Here is a 16081-nt window from a genome sequence, read left to right on the forward strand (position 1 = left end):
ATGAATTATAATTCGATACATCCAATGATTAACGGATTGGACCCGTCTAAGCCTACTCTCCTTATGATTTCGGTTAGAAACTCTGAGATGTTCTTTAATATAATCTTCGTATTGGTCTTTCACCATCACCAACTCGCTTTGACTACCTATTATATCTACTCTTCTCATCATAGTCTTTATATCTAAATGCTATGATAATTAGTATAAACACTAATTAATTTTTATATTCATTTAAATTATAATATTTTTAATATTAATTGTCAAATATCCGTTACAATCTATTATTATAAATGAATTATATATGGTATTTTGATAACTTAGATTTTAACACAACCTTAATAATTAAAAACACCCTACAGAGTCGACAATTGCATCTGACTCTATAGGGCATAATATAGAAACTAATAGCTGTTTTTAATATTTTTGCTTGAAGCAACATTATAATACAATACTATTAAATAAAAAATTAACTATTCTTCGTCGTCAATTTCACCTGCATCAACGTCAACATCATCTTCAACTATTTCACCAATAACTGCATCTCTTTTAGTTATTTCTCCAGTAACCTTATTTTCAATAACAATGTTAGATTTTACTTTCCCATCAACTTCGTTAATAAATGTTTTTGCTGTAACATCACCTTCTACTAAAGATACTCCCTCAGTAAGTTTTTCTGGATGGTCAAATGTAATTGGTTTGCTATTCAATCTTTCATTCATGTATAATCACTTCCTTTCTAAATCTAGTTTGTGCATGAAGACATCGAAATATACTTTGGAAATGTTACCTAATTTTTATATTGCATTAATATGTTTTATATATAATTAGTTTTTGTCATTTTATTTTATTCAGTAAAACCTTCTCCTAATACTTCTCTAACATCAGCAACAGTAATAAATGCTTTAGTGTCTATTTCTTTAACCATTTTTTGAAGAGGAACTAATTCATTTTTACCAACTACTACGAACAATACCTGTTTTTTTCCCTTTGTATACATTCCTGTAGCATGAATTCCTGTAACACCTCTATTTAAATCCTTCATTAGTATTTCGGCTATATCGTTAGAATAATCTGATATAATAAACACCGCTTTGGAAAAGTTTATTCCCTCAAGTATACTATCTATAACTTTCGCAACTACAAATATTGATATAATTGCATACATAGCTTTTTGAGCACCAAATACAAAAGCACCTAATAATACAATACTTGAATCAATTACTAATATTATTTTTGCTATTGGTACGCTTTGCAAATAAACCTTTATAATATTTGCCGCTAAATCAGTCCCACCAGTACTTGCAGATGCTCTTAATACAAGACCTAAGCCTGTACCAACAAATACCCCACCAAATATACTAGCTAATAAAAGATCTACATTTGGAGCAGGTATGAATTGCGTATAAAATAATGCAAAAGATAAATATGCTGCTGCAAACAATGATTTACCTACAAATTTTCTCCCTTTAAGCTTTATAGCTATAGCAAGAAGCGGTATATTTACCGCAATATTTGTAAACCACAATGGTATTTCAATTTCGTAATGCTTTTTCATAATATATTGAATAACAATAGCAAGACCTGATAGTCCGCCTGTTACTAATTTTAACCTTGCAAAAAACAAATTAACACCAGCTGCGAGTATTGTAGTTCCAACAATAATATAAATATAATTAATAATATTTTCATTTTTAGTTTCTCGTCTCATTTACTCTAGCCTACTTCCTTATTTCAACTTTCTTTAGTAAAGTTATCACAATTTTCAGGTTATGTAAATATAAATATCTTATACTATTTTCAAACAATTAATTGCATATAAAAAGCATCACATGCAATATTAGTTTAGGGGGACTAAAAAATACAGCATGTGATGCTTTTTTATTTGGTTATTTAAATTATAGACATAAATCACTATATTTATCCAAGTATATTAAAATGTTTTTTTAATATATTATTTCTTGACCATTATGAGTTATTTCAACTGCATTTATATTAATTTTTTTCATTCTACTTAAAAAGTCTTTAGTTTTTGATAAATCATTTCCAAAATGCATTGGTACAAGTAGGTTTGGATGAATGTTTTTTCCAAAGTACTCAACACCTATATAATAAAACTCTTCAAGTCTTGGATCTACAGGGAAAAATGCTATATCTATACATTTTTCTTCTTTTAACTTCTCTATCTTATCTTTAAATGCAGACTCAGCTACTGATTGTTCCTTTAGACTATCTTCTTTCCAGTGCCACCAATTAAGATCTCCGGCATGAAAAACAGTTAGTCCATCCACCTTTACTAAAAACGATATTCCAATGTCTGTTGAACCATAAGCTTTTATATAAACATCATCAATTAATTTTTCCTGGCCTTCTTCTATAAACGAATAATTTCGCTTATTTTTATCAGTTTGTATGTCACTGCTAAGTATATATTGTATATTATCGTTATATTTCTCCCAGTCCAATATTTTAGAATTAAAATGATCCTCATGACTATGTGATGAAAACACATAAACGTTTTCCATTTTTTTAATATTTTCAGGTGATAAAACTACTGACTTTTTATTGTTTTTGTTATTTAGCGGTTCTCTATAATAATCAAATATCAAAAAATGACTTTTAGTTTTAATAGCAAACCCACTATGGAATATATAATATATTTTCGCTTCTTCTTTTCGCATAATTTTCTCTCCTTTGCAATATAAAAATTTAATTTAGTTGAAATTATATTAAACAGGTATAATATTAAAACTTTAAATGTCTATAAATTTACCCCCATTTTATAATGCTATAATTAAATTATATATGAACATAGATCTATGTACATACAAATACATTATAAATAGTATTTTTATTTTTAGGATTGTATGAATAAAATATCAAGTAAGCATATAATGAGGATATGATATATGAGATATATTAAATATTTACAAAGGTGGTTATATTAAATGAAGTTTTCTTTTGACCATAATAACATAAATGTATTAGATTTAGAAAAAAGCGTGGAATTTTACAAAAATGCTTTAGGATTTGTAGAAACTAGAAGATTTCATCCAGACGATAATAGTTTTACTCTTGTATTTTTAGGTGATGAAGCAACTAAACATAAGTTAGAACTTACTTGTATGAATGATAGAACTGAGCCTTATAATTTAGGTGAAAATGAATTTCATCTTGCTGTAGTTACAGATGATTTTGATGAAGCCTACAAGTATCATAAAAAAATGGGATGCATATGCTTTGAAAATAAGCCTATGGGAATATACTTTATTATGGATCCTGACGGTTACTGGACAGAAGTTATACCAAGAAAATAGTAATGTATTATTTTATAAATATGAATAATTGAAATTAAGGGCCCATTCTTAAGATAGTAAATGGGTCCTTAATAAGTATGTCCAATTCATCGTAGTTATTACAATGTTTTAAATAACTATCATTATAATAATTTATTATAATAATGATTACTAGTTAACCGAACTTTAATGATTTTTTCATAAAAACACTAAATAAAAAGTTATTTTGTTCGAAGATTATTATATGATATTATTTTATTTATTATATTGCATTTAGTATTATGTGAATTGCATATTAGGAGGATTTTATGAATATTTTTTCAATTATATTTTTAGTAGTAAGTTTTGGTTCAATGATTGGTGCATTCATTTTAGAAGGTGGAAGCCCTACTATGCTTGCAGCTGGCAGTGCTGCTATAATCGTTTTTGGAGGTACTATTGGATCTGTAGGTCTCGGAACCTCACCAAAAAAATTAAAAAATATTCCAGCAATGCTTAAAATTATATTTACAGCTAAAGAAAAAGACTTAGTAGAAATTGTTAACTATTTTAAGCAATTATCCTTTAAAACTAGAAAAGAGGGTTTACTTAGTATTGAAGCTGAAATAACAGATGAATTAGACCCCTTTATGAAAAAAGGTTTGCAACTAGTTGTAGATGGAGTAGACCCTCAAATGGTAAAAACTATATTAGAGTTCGAACTTGAATCAACCTATGATAGGCATAAAGAAAATGCTGCAATTTTTGAATCAGCAGGTGGATTTGCACCTACTATGGGTGTTATAGGTACAGTTATGGGTCTAGTTCAAGTTTTAAGTAACCTCGCTGACCCATCTGTTTTAGGAGAGAAAATCGCCGTTGCATTTATAGCTACCCTTTATGGTGTTGGGTCTGCAAATTTAATATTTCTTCCTTTGGGAGCAAGATTAAAGGATTTAAATAATGAAGAAACTAAAGAAAAGCAACTAATAATAGAAGCTGTTCTTCTTATGCAAGAAGGTGCAAATCCTAATATACTAGCAGAAAAGTTAAAAGGGTTCCTAGATAAGAAACAAATAAAAAGATTTGATGAAATAAATAATGAGGGAATACAATAATGAAAAAGCGAGAGGAAAAAGAATCCAATGGTGATCGATGGCTTTTAACTTATTCAGATCTGATAACTTTACTTATGATTTTTTTTGTTATTATGTATGCATCAAGTACTGTTGATGCAACTAAGTACAAACAGCTATCCCAATCACTTAATTCAGCTTTTGATGGTGGTAGTGGTAAATCTATTATTGGAGATCAATCAGGTGTAAGTATTTTAGATTCCAGTGGTACAACAACTTCAAAAACTACAGTAGTTGATAATACAACATCTAATGCCAAAGCAACAGCTACAACTAAGGCATTAGAAGAAAACAAAATGGAAGCTATTAAACAAAATGTGGACAACTATTTGAAAAAAAATGGTCTAAGTAGTAGTGTATCCACTAAAATAGACGAAAGAGGGCTTGCTGTAAGTCTTAAGAGTACACTGCTCTTTGATGTCGGTAAAGCAGATGTTATAAATGTCTCTTCTAAAAAGTTAATTAGCATAGGTAAAATGCTTAACAAAGTTAATAATTATATAAGAATAGAAGGGCACACAGATAGTACTCCTATTAGCAATAATGAATTTAGCTCAAACTGGCAGCTTTCTGCGATTCGCGCAACTAACGTAACAGAATTACTTATTTCACAATCTGGAATCAATCCTAAAAGGATATCCTCAGTAGCCTATGGAGAAAATAGATCAATTGCATCTAATAGTACCACAGCCGGAAAAGCTAAGAATAGAACTGTAGATATTATAATATTAAGTAGCCTATTCTCAAAAACAGAAGTTATTAAATAAAAGATGTTGCTATTTTATTAGCAACATCTTTTATTAATTTTCTTTAATTATTTTAAGTTTATCATCAACAATATCAATTGTTGCACTACCGCCTGTGCTAAGGTCTCCAAACAACACTTCATCTACAAAGTAAGTCTTTATTTCTTGTTGCACTACTCTGTTAATCTCTCTAGCACCATAAGCCTCTGAAAATCCTTTTTTACTTAACCAAGTATATAAATTTTCTGTAACTTTTAATTTTATATTCTTAGTTAAAAGTTTTTCTTCAAACTGTTTCATTGCTTTCTTAGCTATCTCAAGAGCCATAATTTTATCAATTTTATTGAATGCAATTATATTATCTAATCTATTTCTAAATTCTGGTGAGAATACTCGTTCCACTTCTTTAGATATTGCTTCCCCTGACCCTGTTCTGTCTCCAAAACCAATTATATGTTTACTAGCCTCCCTTGCACCAGCATTAGAAGTCATTATTAATATAACATTTCTAAAGTCAGCCTTCTTGCCAGTATTATCTGTAAGTGTTGCATAATCCATAACTTGAAGTAACACATTAAATATATCAGGATGAGCTTTTTCTATTTCATCTAGAAGTAGAACACAATATGGATTCTTTTTAATAGAATCAATTAATAATCCCCCTTCTTCATATCCTACGTATCCTGGTGGTGCACCTATAAGTCTTGCGACAGTATGTTTCTCCTGAAATTCACTCATATCAAATCTTATAAGCGGAATAGCTAAGCTTTTTGATAATTGCTTGCTTATTTCTGTCTTTCCAACTCCTGTAGGACCCACAAAAAGGAGAGATGCTATTGGCTTATCTTCTTCATTAAAACCTGCCCTAGATCTCTTTATAGCTCTTACTAATGTGTCTATTGCTGTGCTTTGCCCAAAAACTTGTTTCTTCAAGTTAGTGTCTAGATTTTTTAATGTATCTGCTTCATTATTTGATACACTTTGTTCTGGAATCTTTGCGATTGTAGCTACTATTTTTTCAACTGCATTAGCTGTAATAATAATAGTTTCTTCATTATCCCCAGCAAATAGCCTCGCATAAGCACCTGCTTCATCCATAATGTCTATAGCTTTATCTGGAAGAAATCTATCTTTAATATACTTACTAGACAATTGTACTGCTGTTTTTAAAGCTTTCTCTTCGTATTGAACCTTATGATAAGCTTCATATTTATCCTTGAGTCCCATAAGAATATCAAAAGTATCCTCAATGGAAGGCTCTGGCACTTCAATCTTTTGAAATCTTCTAGCTAATGCGCTATCTTTTTCAAAATGCTTCTTATATTCATCATAAGTTGTTGCTCCAATAAACCTTACCTTACCATCGGCAAGAAAAGGTTTTAAGATATTTGAAGCATCCATAGACCCACCTGAAACTGCACCTGCTCCAACTATAGTATGAATTTCATCTATATATACTATAGGTTTATCTTCCTTACTAATCTCACTTAACACTTTTTTAATACGTTCTTCGAAATCTCCTCTATACTTTGTACCTGCGAGAAGCGAGCCCATATCCAAATAATATATTTTACTCCCTTGTAGTAACTTCGGCACCTTATTTTCCACAATCAATTGTGCTAGACCCTCTGTTATAGCGGTTTTACCAACTCCAGGTTCCCCTACGTGTACAGGATTATTCTTAAGTCTCCTACATAATACTTGAAGTGTTCTGAGCAAAATATCTTGCCTCCCAATAAGAGGATCCATTTCTCCTTTGCTAGCTTTTTCTGTTAACTCCACAGTAAAGTTGCTCAGAAAATTTTCTTTCCCAGTAGGGTTGCTTGCTTCCTCCTCATATGAATATTCTATATCCTCTTCATTTTCAGTAAAACTTACTGGTTCTTCACCCTCGTGATTCGCTGCTCTACCAAAGTCAAAAGTATCTACAACAGATATACCATGCGCCATATAATTAAGAAGATCTCTCCTCTTTATTTGCTGTTCCCTCAAAAAATAAGAAGCAAAGCTTTCCTCATCATCATAAATAGCTACAATCACATCACCTATCGTAACCAGATCTTTCCCTGAGAGCATAACGTGATCTGCGGCTGTTGATAATATGGTTTGAATTCCAACTGTTTGAATTGGTTCTGTATCTTCAACAATTTCTACGTTTTCTTTTAAATATTTATTTATTTGGTTTTTAAGTCTTTTAACACTCCCACCACTGTTCTCAATTATTTCCATACCCTCTTCAAAAAATAGAGAAGCATATAGAATATGTTCTGGTGTAAAGTATTCATGATTTGACATCTGAGCTTCATTATAAGCTGCAGTAATAATCTCATTTACTATATTATCTAATTGCATAATTACTCCTCTTCTAAGGTTAGTTTCAATGGAAATCCACTTTCCTCACACATCTGCATAGTTTGATTTATTTTTGTAAGACCTACATCATAGCTGTATATTCCTGCAATACCATTACCCTTTTTATGAACATCAAACATAATTCTTGTGGCTTCCACAACCTGTTTTTTAAAAACCCCAACTAAAACCTGAACAACAAAATCCATACTTGTATAATCATCATTATGAATAATCACCATGTATTTATTAGGTTTCTTAATTTTCGTTTCTGCTTTTTCTTTAATACTTATTTCTTCATTGGAAGTCCTTTTTTCTGACATAATTAAATACCTCACTGTTTTAATTAAATTTATGTTAAATCATTTTATGTTAAATCATTTTAAAAAATTACTAATCTATTAAATTTTATTCACATTACTTAAAGACTATTATATCCTACTTATTTATATATTACTGCAATTACAAATATTAAACTTAAAAAATTACTAGTATTTATAATTCATTTATTTATTTTCTCTAAAACCTTGTTTTAAAATAACAAAAACCCCAAGATATCTTGGAGTTTAACTATTTTAATATATTTTTTTATCTTCTATAATGTTTTCAAGTTTAATTAACAAATTTATTGTAATCTCATTTTAGTTATTTCTTTATAGTATGTGATACTCCCAGCTTCATCCTCGGTAATTAAGCCATCTACAAGTAATATATTGTCAATATCCACCATTTTAAAGGCTTTAGTTTTTTGATTATGTGCATCACAAATTTTAAGACTTAGATTTTTCTCTTTTTTATCACCAGTCTTTATTAAAAATAATACATTTTCATCTATATCAGAAAGGTCTTTAAAAATATTAAAATCTTCATTTATTAATAATGATTTAATTACATCTTTTCTTAAATCATTCTTTATAATTGCTATAGTATCATCATGCTTAATGAGATATTCAGATATAAAACCTACTAATTCTTTTTTTGATTGAAATAGTTGAATATTTGACATTTATATTACCTCCTAAATTAATAGAATAAAATATTCGCTTGTATATATACATTATATTGTATTTTAATGCATAAGTCAATAGACAGGTATAATATTTTATTAAAGCTTAGAAGTGTTTATACAAGCCATTATATAGTATTATTATTATAAGATGCTAATATTCAAGATAATATTTATGTGTATTATCTTGAATAATTATTCATATATACGTATATTTATATATACAATGAATTCTATTCAATATAACTTTTTATAAATTTATATAATTTATCCATTCCAAATACAATTAAGGGATGCTCAGAATGTTTAAGAATATGTACAAAAATCAATTTTAAAGGCTAAAATAAGCAGAGAAAGATATCCCTGCTTATTTTATAGTTATTTATTTTTCCTGACATATTGCCAATGCCTCTTTACCTATAATTTCTTTAGCTTTTGTCAAAAATGCTAAATCTCTTTTCTGAATGAATTTCCCCATATAATCAGTCGGTTTATCATTTTCAATAGTTGCAATGGCATCTTCAAACTTCATCCACTTTAACTGAAAACCAGCATCTAACTCTTCTTTTGTAAAAGACGGGCTATCTACTATTTCCTTAACCTTTGCTAGGAAGCAATAAGATATTTGCAGTTGCTTAAATCTATCTCTGTATTCAATAATAGTACCTATTTCCGATATAATATCTATTTTCGCTCCTACTTCTTCCATAACTTCACGATTTAGAGCTTCAATGATACTCTCACCCTTCTCAATACCACCACCGGGTAATTTATGATACATATTTTTAGATACAAAAGGAAATGCAATTTGATTTAAACTATTAAATAAAACTGCCCTTGATGCTTTTCTAACTTTGTATAGCTTTTCTAAATCAGATTTTGCATATCCGATATGCTCTTCATATATTTCAGTTATTAACTCCATAAATTAAATCCCTTTCCAAGACTATATTTGCATTTTGCTTTAAATTGATCTTTACTTTCTAACTTGCCCATCACCATATATAAGATATTTTGTAGTTGTAAGTTGTACAAGTCCCATCGGACCTCTAGCATGAAGTTTTTGATTGCTTATGCCTATCTCTGCCCCAAACCCGAATTCCGCACCATCAGTAAATCTTGTAGATGCATTCACATATACACAAGAAGCATCAACTTCCCTTAAAAATCTCTGGGAATTTGTGTAATTATTAGTGATTATGGCCTCTGAATGTTTTGTCCCATATTCAAAGATATGATTAATAGCATCATCCATTGAATTAACAATTTTGATTGAAAGTATTAAATCTAAATACTCAGTAGCCCAATCAGCGTCTGTTGCTGCTTTAGCGCCTTGTATAATTCCTATTCCTTTCTCACATATTCTAATTTCTACACCTAATTCATAAAGTTTTTTTGAGAGTTTAGGTAGGAATGCGCCCGCAACATTTTTATGAACAAGCACTGTTTCAACTGCATTACACACTCCTGGTCTTTGAGTTTTAGCATTAATTATAATTTCTTGTGCCATATTTAAATCTGCATCTTCATCCACATATATATGACAAATACCTGACCCCGTTTCAATTACTGGTACAGTAGCATTTGCTATAATGGCTTTTTTAAGTCCCTTGCCACCTCTTGGAATAATAACGTCTACATACTCATTCATCTTAACTAATTTATTAACTAATTCTCTATCCACCTTATCAATAAGCTGAATGCATCCTTCTGGAAGCCCTACCAAAGTGGCAGCTTCAATAATAACACTCGCTAAAGCCTTATTAGTATTTATAGCCTCTGTCCCGCCTCTAAGTATTATTGAGTTTCCTGCCTTTATGCATAAAGCTGCTGCATCTACAGTTACGTTAGGCCTTGATTCATATATCATACCTATAACTCCGAGTGGTACTCTTACCATAGAAATATCTAAGTTATTTGGTCTTTTCCATCTTTTTATTCCTTCTCCAATTGGATCTTGCAAATTTGCAACATTTTTAAGACCCTCAGCCATTTTCTCAATTCTCTGGTCATTAATCATTAACCTATCTAGCATAGCAAGGGATAAATTATTTTTTCTCCCTAATTCCATATCCTTCATATTTTCTTTTATTATAGTGTCTTTATTGATTATTAGAGCTTCCGCCATGTTTAAGAGTGCATCATTTTTCGTAATGGTACTAACCGTAACCATAATTCTAGAAGCATCTTTAGCTTTCCTACCTATGTCTATAATATAATTATCAAAATTCATTATTTCTCCTCCTTTTTTTCCTTTATAGTCGATAACAGTTGCTACTATTTTATTATATTAAAGTAATGTACCCTACATTATTTATCATCTATAGTAAATTTGTTCTTTGGAATAAAGTACCTATTTCAATTCCTTCTAATATGTCAGTAATAACATTAAGTACTGAGCCTTCTGCAATAATCATAGATGCATTTGAGGCTACCACAATTTCTGCTGCCTTTATCTTAGTTGCCATACCACCAGTGCCAAGATCTGTTCCAGCACCTTCTGCCGACTTCTTAATTTCATTGGTTATTTCTGATACATTATAAATCATTTTTGCATTGGGATTTGTCTTAGGGTTTGCATCGTACAATCCCTCAATATCAGAAAGTATTATCAATAAATCTGCGCCTATTAGGTTTGTAACCATAGCTGATAATGTGTCATTGTCTCCAACCATTATTTCGTCAACAATTACAGCATCATTTTCATTAACTACAGGAATAACTCCTTGAGAGAGTAGCATTAAAAATGTATTATGAGCATTCAAATATCTTGTTTTATCTTCAAAATCCTCTTTTGTCAAAAGAATTTGCGCAGTAGTTTTTCCATACTCTGAAAAAAACTTTTCATACATATGAATCAAAATGCCTTGACCTACAGCTGCTGCTGCCTGCTTTTCTGGTATTGTTTCAGGCCTTATTGTATGTCCTAGTTTCCCCATACCAGCTCCTATAGCCCCAGATGTAACAAGTACTACCTGAATTCCTTGATTATGTATGTCTGCTAATTGTCTTATAAGATTCTCAATATGTTTATAATTTAATAGGCCTGTAGAGTGAGTTAATGTTGAAGTTCCTACCTTTACCACAATTCTTGTTACATCTTTTAAATACTCTTTTCTATTGTTCATGTAAACACTCCCCCTCATCTCGCAAAATTCTTGTTAAATTCACATCTTTATAAATCAAAAATTCTTCATGCAAATTTAAAGATATTTTATACTTTTACTTATATGTAATCTAATCTTACACCATATAATGATAAATTTCCATTTATATATATTACGTAACAATTGTGACTTACTTTCACAAATTGATATGATATATTTAAAACTAATAATAGTTATCAATATGTAAGTATGTATATAATAATCCCTTTTGAATAAGCTAATATATTAATACATACAATTTGTTATTATAATATATGATTAAGGCTTATTACTCAATTAAATATTAACCCTAGGAGGAATAATTATGAATGCTATAGAATTAATGATGGAAGAACATAAAACAATAAAAAGAATGTTAGCGCTTACTCGTAAATTTTCTATAAAGGCCCTTAACAATGAAGATGTTGATTACAATGACTTTTATAAAGTTATTGATTTTGTACGTAATTACGCTGATAAACATCATCATAATAAAGAAGAAGTCATTTTGTTTAAAAAAATGAGTGAGGTTTTGGGCGAACGAATAGCAAATGGTCCTATTATGGGAATGCTTGTTGAACATGATTTAGGCAGACTCTTTATAAGAAATCTTGAAGAAGCCTTAATAAAATTCAAGGCAGGAGATTCCGACGCGAGAATAGATATAATTGCCAATGCTATAGCTTACACTGACTTACTCTACAGACATATTGACAAGGAAGATACCACTATTTACACTTTTGCACAAAGAAAATTAAGTAAGGATCAGTTAGAAGATATAGACAATCAATGCTTTAATGTAGAAACTGAGGCCACTAAAAATAGTGTTCAAAATAAATATTTAAAATTATTAAATGACTTAGAATCTAAAATTAATTAAAGGATTTTTGTATCATAACCGATTTAATGATATAATTATCTTATTGTCATTATCTATCTCTAAAATAGACTAGCATACTTACTAATTTATTTGATAAAAGACTTAGTAAATGACTAAATAAAAAATGTAAAGTGGGAATATTAAAATGAGAGACGTAAAATTAGAAAGAGCTATAATTAAAATAGATAATGAAATTGCTGCTATGAACATAGCTAAGAAATACCTGTCAAATTTACAAGAGATAAGTACCGTACAGCAGACTTTAAATAATAAGAGACAATTACTTGCAGACGATTTGTATGTTGATGATAAGAAATGTTATGAAATGTGCTGTGACGTTATAGAAGATAAACTAGATACAGAACTAGGAAAAGAAGAGCAACTAGAATTACTTGAAATGATTAAACAAAACTTTGGTAGACAATCACCAAATGTATCTAAAAAAAGTAGTGGCCTTAATGCTTGGTTAAAAGAACTTTGCATTGAATACAAATGGATTAAAAATGAAGAAACAGATTGGGATATAATTGTTGTTACTGGATTCGGGTTATACGAATAAGCCACATAAATAAAAATTACAATTAAATTACTAATAATAAATAACCACCATGTTGAGCTATTATCAACATGGTGGTTATTTTTTCTTAGTCATATTAAAATAATGTTAACATAATTCTTTTATTTATTTACTACCGGAACGTTTTTCGCATCATTATGTTTCATTTTTTTATTTTTATCGCCTTTCCCTTGAACTTCTGGTGGTATAGGTCTACTCATTCCTTTTTTAGCCATTATTTTTCCTCCTTAAATTTATTTATTCCGTACACATTTTATTATTTATTCTTTTCCTCTAATTTTGTCATTAATGTGTATGACTTCCTCTTCATTTAGACTTGTTAAGTCTAAAATTTCAATCATGCCCTTGCCTTCTTCAAGTAAATTTTTTATATTTTCAACTTCCTCTTCATGCTGGCCTTTTGGTAATTTTGTTTTCTTCATAAACTTTTATTTACCTCCTTTAGATTTTATATAAGATATTGTAATGTTCTATTACAATATTTTATTTTTACCTAGAAGATAACTTTTATTCTAAAAAATCAATTTAAAATATGAACATTAAATTTATATACATTAAAAACCATAATTAATTATAAATAGTATATATGTTATATGTTTTGCAGTATCAATAACTTAGTATTTGTAAAAGATACTAACATAATATTAAATAGGAGGTCTTTTAATATGCGTGAAGGATTAATTCCAACTATCTTAGGTACCGTTGTTAGTGCTGCCGGAGCATCATTTTCAAAAGGTAATATGAAAAAGAAAAATATGCTCCCTATGATTGAAGCAGGTGTTATTGGATTTGGACTCGCTCACATTGTTCTAGGAGCAATAGATCTTGTTGAGCACAAAAAATAATAGCTTATTTAGTTTTTTTCCAATCACAAAAAGTATCTAAAACTTTTAAAATCACAATAAATTAGCATAAAATAAAACTGATTAGAATCTAGATTCTAATCAGTTTTTTATTATTTTACTTATTTTTTTGATACTTTATCTACTACCATTGAGATAGCACAATCACCAGTTATATTTGTTGCTATTCCAAAGCTGTCTTGAGCAAAGTGAATTGCAATCATAAGCCCAAGTTGAGCTGGATTAAACATTAGCATTTTTTCTAATAATCCTAGTGCTGCCATTACGCCACCACCTGGTATTCCGGGTGCTGCAACCATTGTTATACCTAACATTAATATGAATGGTCCCATCATTGAAATAGTTGGAGTATTCCCTGATAATAGCATTACTCCCATTGATGCAATAACTAATGCTATTGTATCTCCAGCTAAATGTATAGTTGCACATAGTGGTATTACAAAATCTGCAATGTCTTCAGAAACCCCATCTGTTTTAGCACACTATCCCTCTATATTCATATATTGTTATATATAGTAGACATCCCTTTGACTTAATCGGTAAATTAGAACTTGTAATGATCAACAGTAAAATTTAAAAAAATATAAATAAATAAAGGCTGTAAACATAATATTTATGTTTACAGCCTTTAAAATTAGAATTAACGTACTATTAGTAAAAGTCTACATATTTACATTGTTTTTGACTTGAACCTTTTTCGCAGCAATTAAGAAAATTATCATTGCTACAATTGCTCCGAGTATTCCTATAGTGAATGAAATACTTTCAGAAAGCTGAAAACCCTCTGGAGCAATTAAAATGTATGAAGTACATACTGCTGTCATAAATGTAGCTGGCACCGTTGCCATCCAGTGTTTCTTACCTATATTAACCATATACATGCCAGCTGTCCATAATACAATTGTAGCCAAAGTTTGATTAGACCATCCAAAGTATCTCCATATTATTGCAAAGTCCATTTTAGTTAATATGAACCCAATAAAAAACAATGGAAAACTAATTAAAAATCTATTTTTGATAGGACCTTGATTAAATTTAAGTGCATCAGCTATAGTTAATCTTGCACTTCTAAATGCTGTGTCACCAGAAGTTATAGGGCAAGCCACAACACCGAGTATTGCTAAGACACCACCAACTTTTCCAAGTAAACTAATTGAGGACTCATTTACTACCCATGCAGCTGTATGACCCGGCAATGCCATAGTAGCATTTAACTGAGGCACTCCTCCAAAGAAGCTCATTGCTGCAGCTGCCCATATTAATGCAACTATACCTTCTACTATCATTGAACCATAAAATATACTTTTACCTTGTTTCTCGTTAGATATACACCTTGCCATTAAAGGTGATTGTGTTGCATGGAAACCTGAAATAGCACCACACGCAATAGTTATAAAAAGCATTGGGAATATTGGATTCTTGCCTGGGTTTGAATGCATATTAACCAAATTAGATATTGTTACTTCTGGTATAGGCATTCTTCCAAAAATTAAGGCACCAGCAATACCCACTGCCATTATTAATAGACAAAAACCGAATATAGGATATATTTTTCCAATTAGTTTATCTATTGGAACCATTGTTGCTAGTATATAATATGCAAATATTATATATATTAACATTTGTAAATTTAGCCCTGTCAAACTTTTTAATATTCCAGCTGGCCCAGTTACAAAAACCACTCCTACAAGTATTAGAACTATCACTGAAAACACTCTCATAAAGTTTTTAAAACCTTTACCAAGATATTTTCCTACAACTTCAGGAATACTTGCACCATCATGCCTTACTGATAACATACCTGAAAAGTAATCATGAACTCCTCCTGCAAAGATACATCCAAAGACAATCCACAAAAATGCTGCTGGACCCCACATTGCACCTGCAATTGCACCAAATATAGGGCCTAAGCCTGCAATATTTAAAAATTGGATTAAGAAAATCTTCCATTGAGGCATCTCAACAAAATCTACACCATCCGCTAGCCTTATTGCTGGAGTTTTTATTGTTTCATCTGCACCAAAAACTTTTTCTACAATTGTACCATAAATAAAATATCCTGCTATAAGAGCTATAATTGCTACAATAAACGATACCATTTGAACC

At 30.0% G+C, this 16081-nt stretch carries 17 protein-coding genes, 1 pseudogene and 1 other annotated feature (1 of these 19 cut by a window edge); of the genes and pseudogenes, 6 read left to right on the forward strand and 12 right to left on the reverse strand.

Going from position 1 to position 16081, the window contains the following annotated elements; genetic code table 11:
* Window positions 1-180 (reverse strand) — a binding site (T-box leader); it reaches 92 nt to the left of the window's first position.
* A 290-nt stretch (window positions 181-470) separates the two neighbouring features.
* The 3 genes from LGK95_RS11020 to LGK95_RS11030 form a co-directional block, all read right to left on the reverse strand.
* Window positions 471-719 carry a hypothetical protein gene (locus LGK95_RS11020; RefSeq protein WP_226124840.1) on the reverse strand — a complete coding sequence of 83 codons (249 nt, stop codon included), beginning with the start codon at window positions 717-719 and terminating at the stop codon, window positions 471-473.
* A gap of 125 nt (window positions 720-844) precedes the next feature.
* Window positions 845-1708 (reverse strand): YitT family protein, encoded by an 864-nt coding sequence (locus LGK95_RS11025; RefSeq protein ID WP_226124841.1) that lies wholly within the window; start codon window positions 1706-1708, stop codon window positions 845-847.
* A 235-nt stretch (window positions 1709-1943) separates the two neighbouring features.
* Window positions 1944-2678 carry an MBL fold metallo-hydrolase gene (locus LGK95_RS11030; RefSeq protein WP_226124842.1) on the reverse strand — a complete coding sequence of 245 codons (735 nt, stop codon included), beginning with the start codon at window positions 2676-2678 and terminating at the stop codon, window positions 1944-1946.
* Window positions 2679-2945: 267 nt separating this feature from the next.
* Here LGK95_RS11030 and LGK95_RS11035 point away from each other — a divergent pair, with 267 nt between their 5' ends.
* The 3 genes from LGK95_RS11035 to LGK95_RS11045 all read left to right on the forward strand — a co-directional run bounded on the left by LGK95_RS11035 (window position 2946) and on the right by LGK95_RS11045 (window position 5175).
* A complete protein-coding gene (locus tag LGK95_RS11035; RefSeq protein WP_226124843.1) occupies window positions 2946-3314 on the forward strand; it encodes a VOC family protein in 369 nt (122 codons plus the stop codon).
* A 287-nt stretch (window positions 3315-3601) separates the two neighbouring features.
* Window positions 3602-4390 (forward strand): flagellar motor protein, encoded by a 789-nt coding sequence (locus tag LGK95_RS11040; RefSeq protein ID WP_226124844.1) that lies wholly within the window; start codon window positions 3602-3604, stop codon window positions 4388-4390.
* Window positions 4390-5175: a flagellar motor protein MotB gene (locus LGK95_RS11045; RefSeq protein WP_264174534.1), complete on the forward strand. Its 786-nt coding sequence runs from the start codon at window positions 4390-4392 to the stop codon at window positions 5173-5175. Before LGK95_RS11040 ends, LGK95_RS11045 begins: the two co-directional genes overlap by 1 nt.
* A gap of 33 nt (window positions 5176-5208) precedes the next feature.
* On the opposite strand, the gene clpA is transcribed toward LGK95_RS11045, so the two are convergent.
* The 6 genes from clpA to proB form a co-directional block, all read right to left on the reverse strand.
* Window positions 5209-7506, reverse strand: coding sequence for an ATP-dependent Clp protease ATP-binding subunit ClpA (clpA, locus tag LGK95_RS11050; RefSeq protein ID WP_226124845.1), 2298 nt, complete (start codon window positions 7504-7506; stop codon window positions 5209-5211).
* Window positions 7507-7508: 2 nt separating this feature from the next.
* Complete coding sequence (locus LGK95_RS11055) at window positions 7509-7826, reverse strand: ATP-dependent Clp protease adaptor ClpS (RefSeq protein ID WP_226124846.1); 318 nt, start codon at window positions 7824-7826, stop codon at window positions 7509-7511.
* A 302-nt stretch (window positions 7827-8128) separates the two neighbouring features.
* Window positions 8129-8509, reverse strand: coding sequence for a hypothetical protein (locus tag LGK95_RS11060; protein WP_226124847.1), 381 nt, complete (start codon window positions 8507-8509; stop codon window positions 8129-8131).
* Window positions 8510-8891: 382 nt separating this feature from the next.
* A complete protein-coding gene (locus LGK95_RS11065; protein ID WP_226124848.1) occupies window positions 8892-9434 on the reverse strand; it encodes an NUDIX domain-containing protein in 543 nt (180 codons plus the stop codon).
* A 51-nt stretch (window positions 9435-9485) separates the two neighbouring features.
* Window positions 9486-10742: a glutamate-5-semialdehyde dehydrogenase gene (locus LGK95_RS11070; RefSeq protein ID WP_226124849.1), complete on the reverse strand. Its 1257-nt coding sequence runs from the start codon at window positions 10740-10742 to the stop codon at window positions 9486-9488.
* Between the two features lie 88 nt (window positions 10743-10830).
* Window positions 10831-11637, reverse strand: coding sequence for a glutamate 5-kinase (gene proB / locus LGK95_RS11075; RefSeq protein ID WP_226124850.1), 807 nt, complete (start codon window positions 11635-11637; stop codon window positions 10831-10833).
* A gap of 343 nt (window positions 11638-11980) precedes the next feature.
* Between proB and LGK95_RS11080 the strand changes: the two genes are divergently transcribed.
* Together LGK95_RS11080 and LGK95_RS11085 are read left to right on the forward strand one after the other, a co-directional pair.
* Window positions 11981-12535: a hemerythrin domain-containing protein gene (locus LGK95_RS11080; RefSeq protein WP_226124851.1), complete on the forward strand. Its 555-nt coding sequence runs from the start codon at window positions 11981-11983 to the stop codon at window positions 12533-12535.
* A 145-nt stretch (window positions 12536-12680) separates the two neighbouring features.
* Complete coding sequence (locus tag LGK95_RS11085) at window positions 12681-13094, forward strand: hypothetical protein (RefSeq protein WP_226124852.1); 414 nt, start codon at window positions 12681-12683, stop codon at window positions 13092-13094.
* Window positions 13095-13372: 278 nt separating this feature from the next.
* Here the strand turns inward: LGK95_RS11085 and LGK95_RS11090 are convergent, their stop codons facing one another.
* On the reverse strand, window positions 13373-13534 hold the full coding sequence (locus LGK95_RS11090; RefSeq protein WP_226124853.1) for a hypothetical protein: 162 nt from the start codon (window positions 13532-13534) through the stop codon (window positions 13373-13375).
* A gap of 243 nt (window positions 13535-13777) precedes the next feature.
* On the opposite strand from LGK95_RS11090, the gene LGK95_RS11095 reads away from it, so the two are divergent.
* Window positions 13778-13957, forward strand: a complete 180-nt coding sequence (locus tag LGK95_RS11095; RefSeq protein ID WP_226124854.1) for an asparagine synthase — start codon at window positions 13778-13780, stop codon at window positions 13955-13957.
* A gap of 119 nt (window positions 13958-14076) precedes the next feature.
* Here the strand turns inward: LGK95_RS11095 and LGK95_RS11100 are convergent.
* Window positions 14077-14457: pseudogene (locus tag LGK95_RS11100) on the reverse strand (cation:dicarboxylate symporter family transporter); the annotation flags it as partial.
* A 180-nt stretch (window positions 14458-14637) separates the two neighbouring features.
* Window positions 14638-16074 carry a carbon starvation CstA family protein gene (locus tag LGK95_RS11105; protein WP_226124855.1) on the reverse strand — a complete coding sequence of 479 codons (1437 nt, stop codon included), beginning with the start codon at window positions 16072-16074 and terminating at the stop codon, window positions 14638-14640.
* Window positions 16075-16081: the final 7 nt, after the last annotated feature.

This window comes from Clostridium algoriphilum, from assembly GCF_020443705.1.
GTDB classification, from domain to species: domain Bacteria; phylum Bacillota; class Clostridia; order Clostridiales; family Clostridiaceae; genus Clostridium_AD; species Clostridium_AD algoriphilum.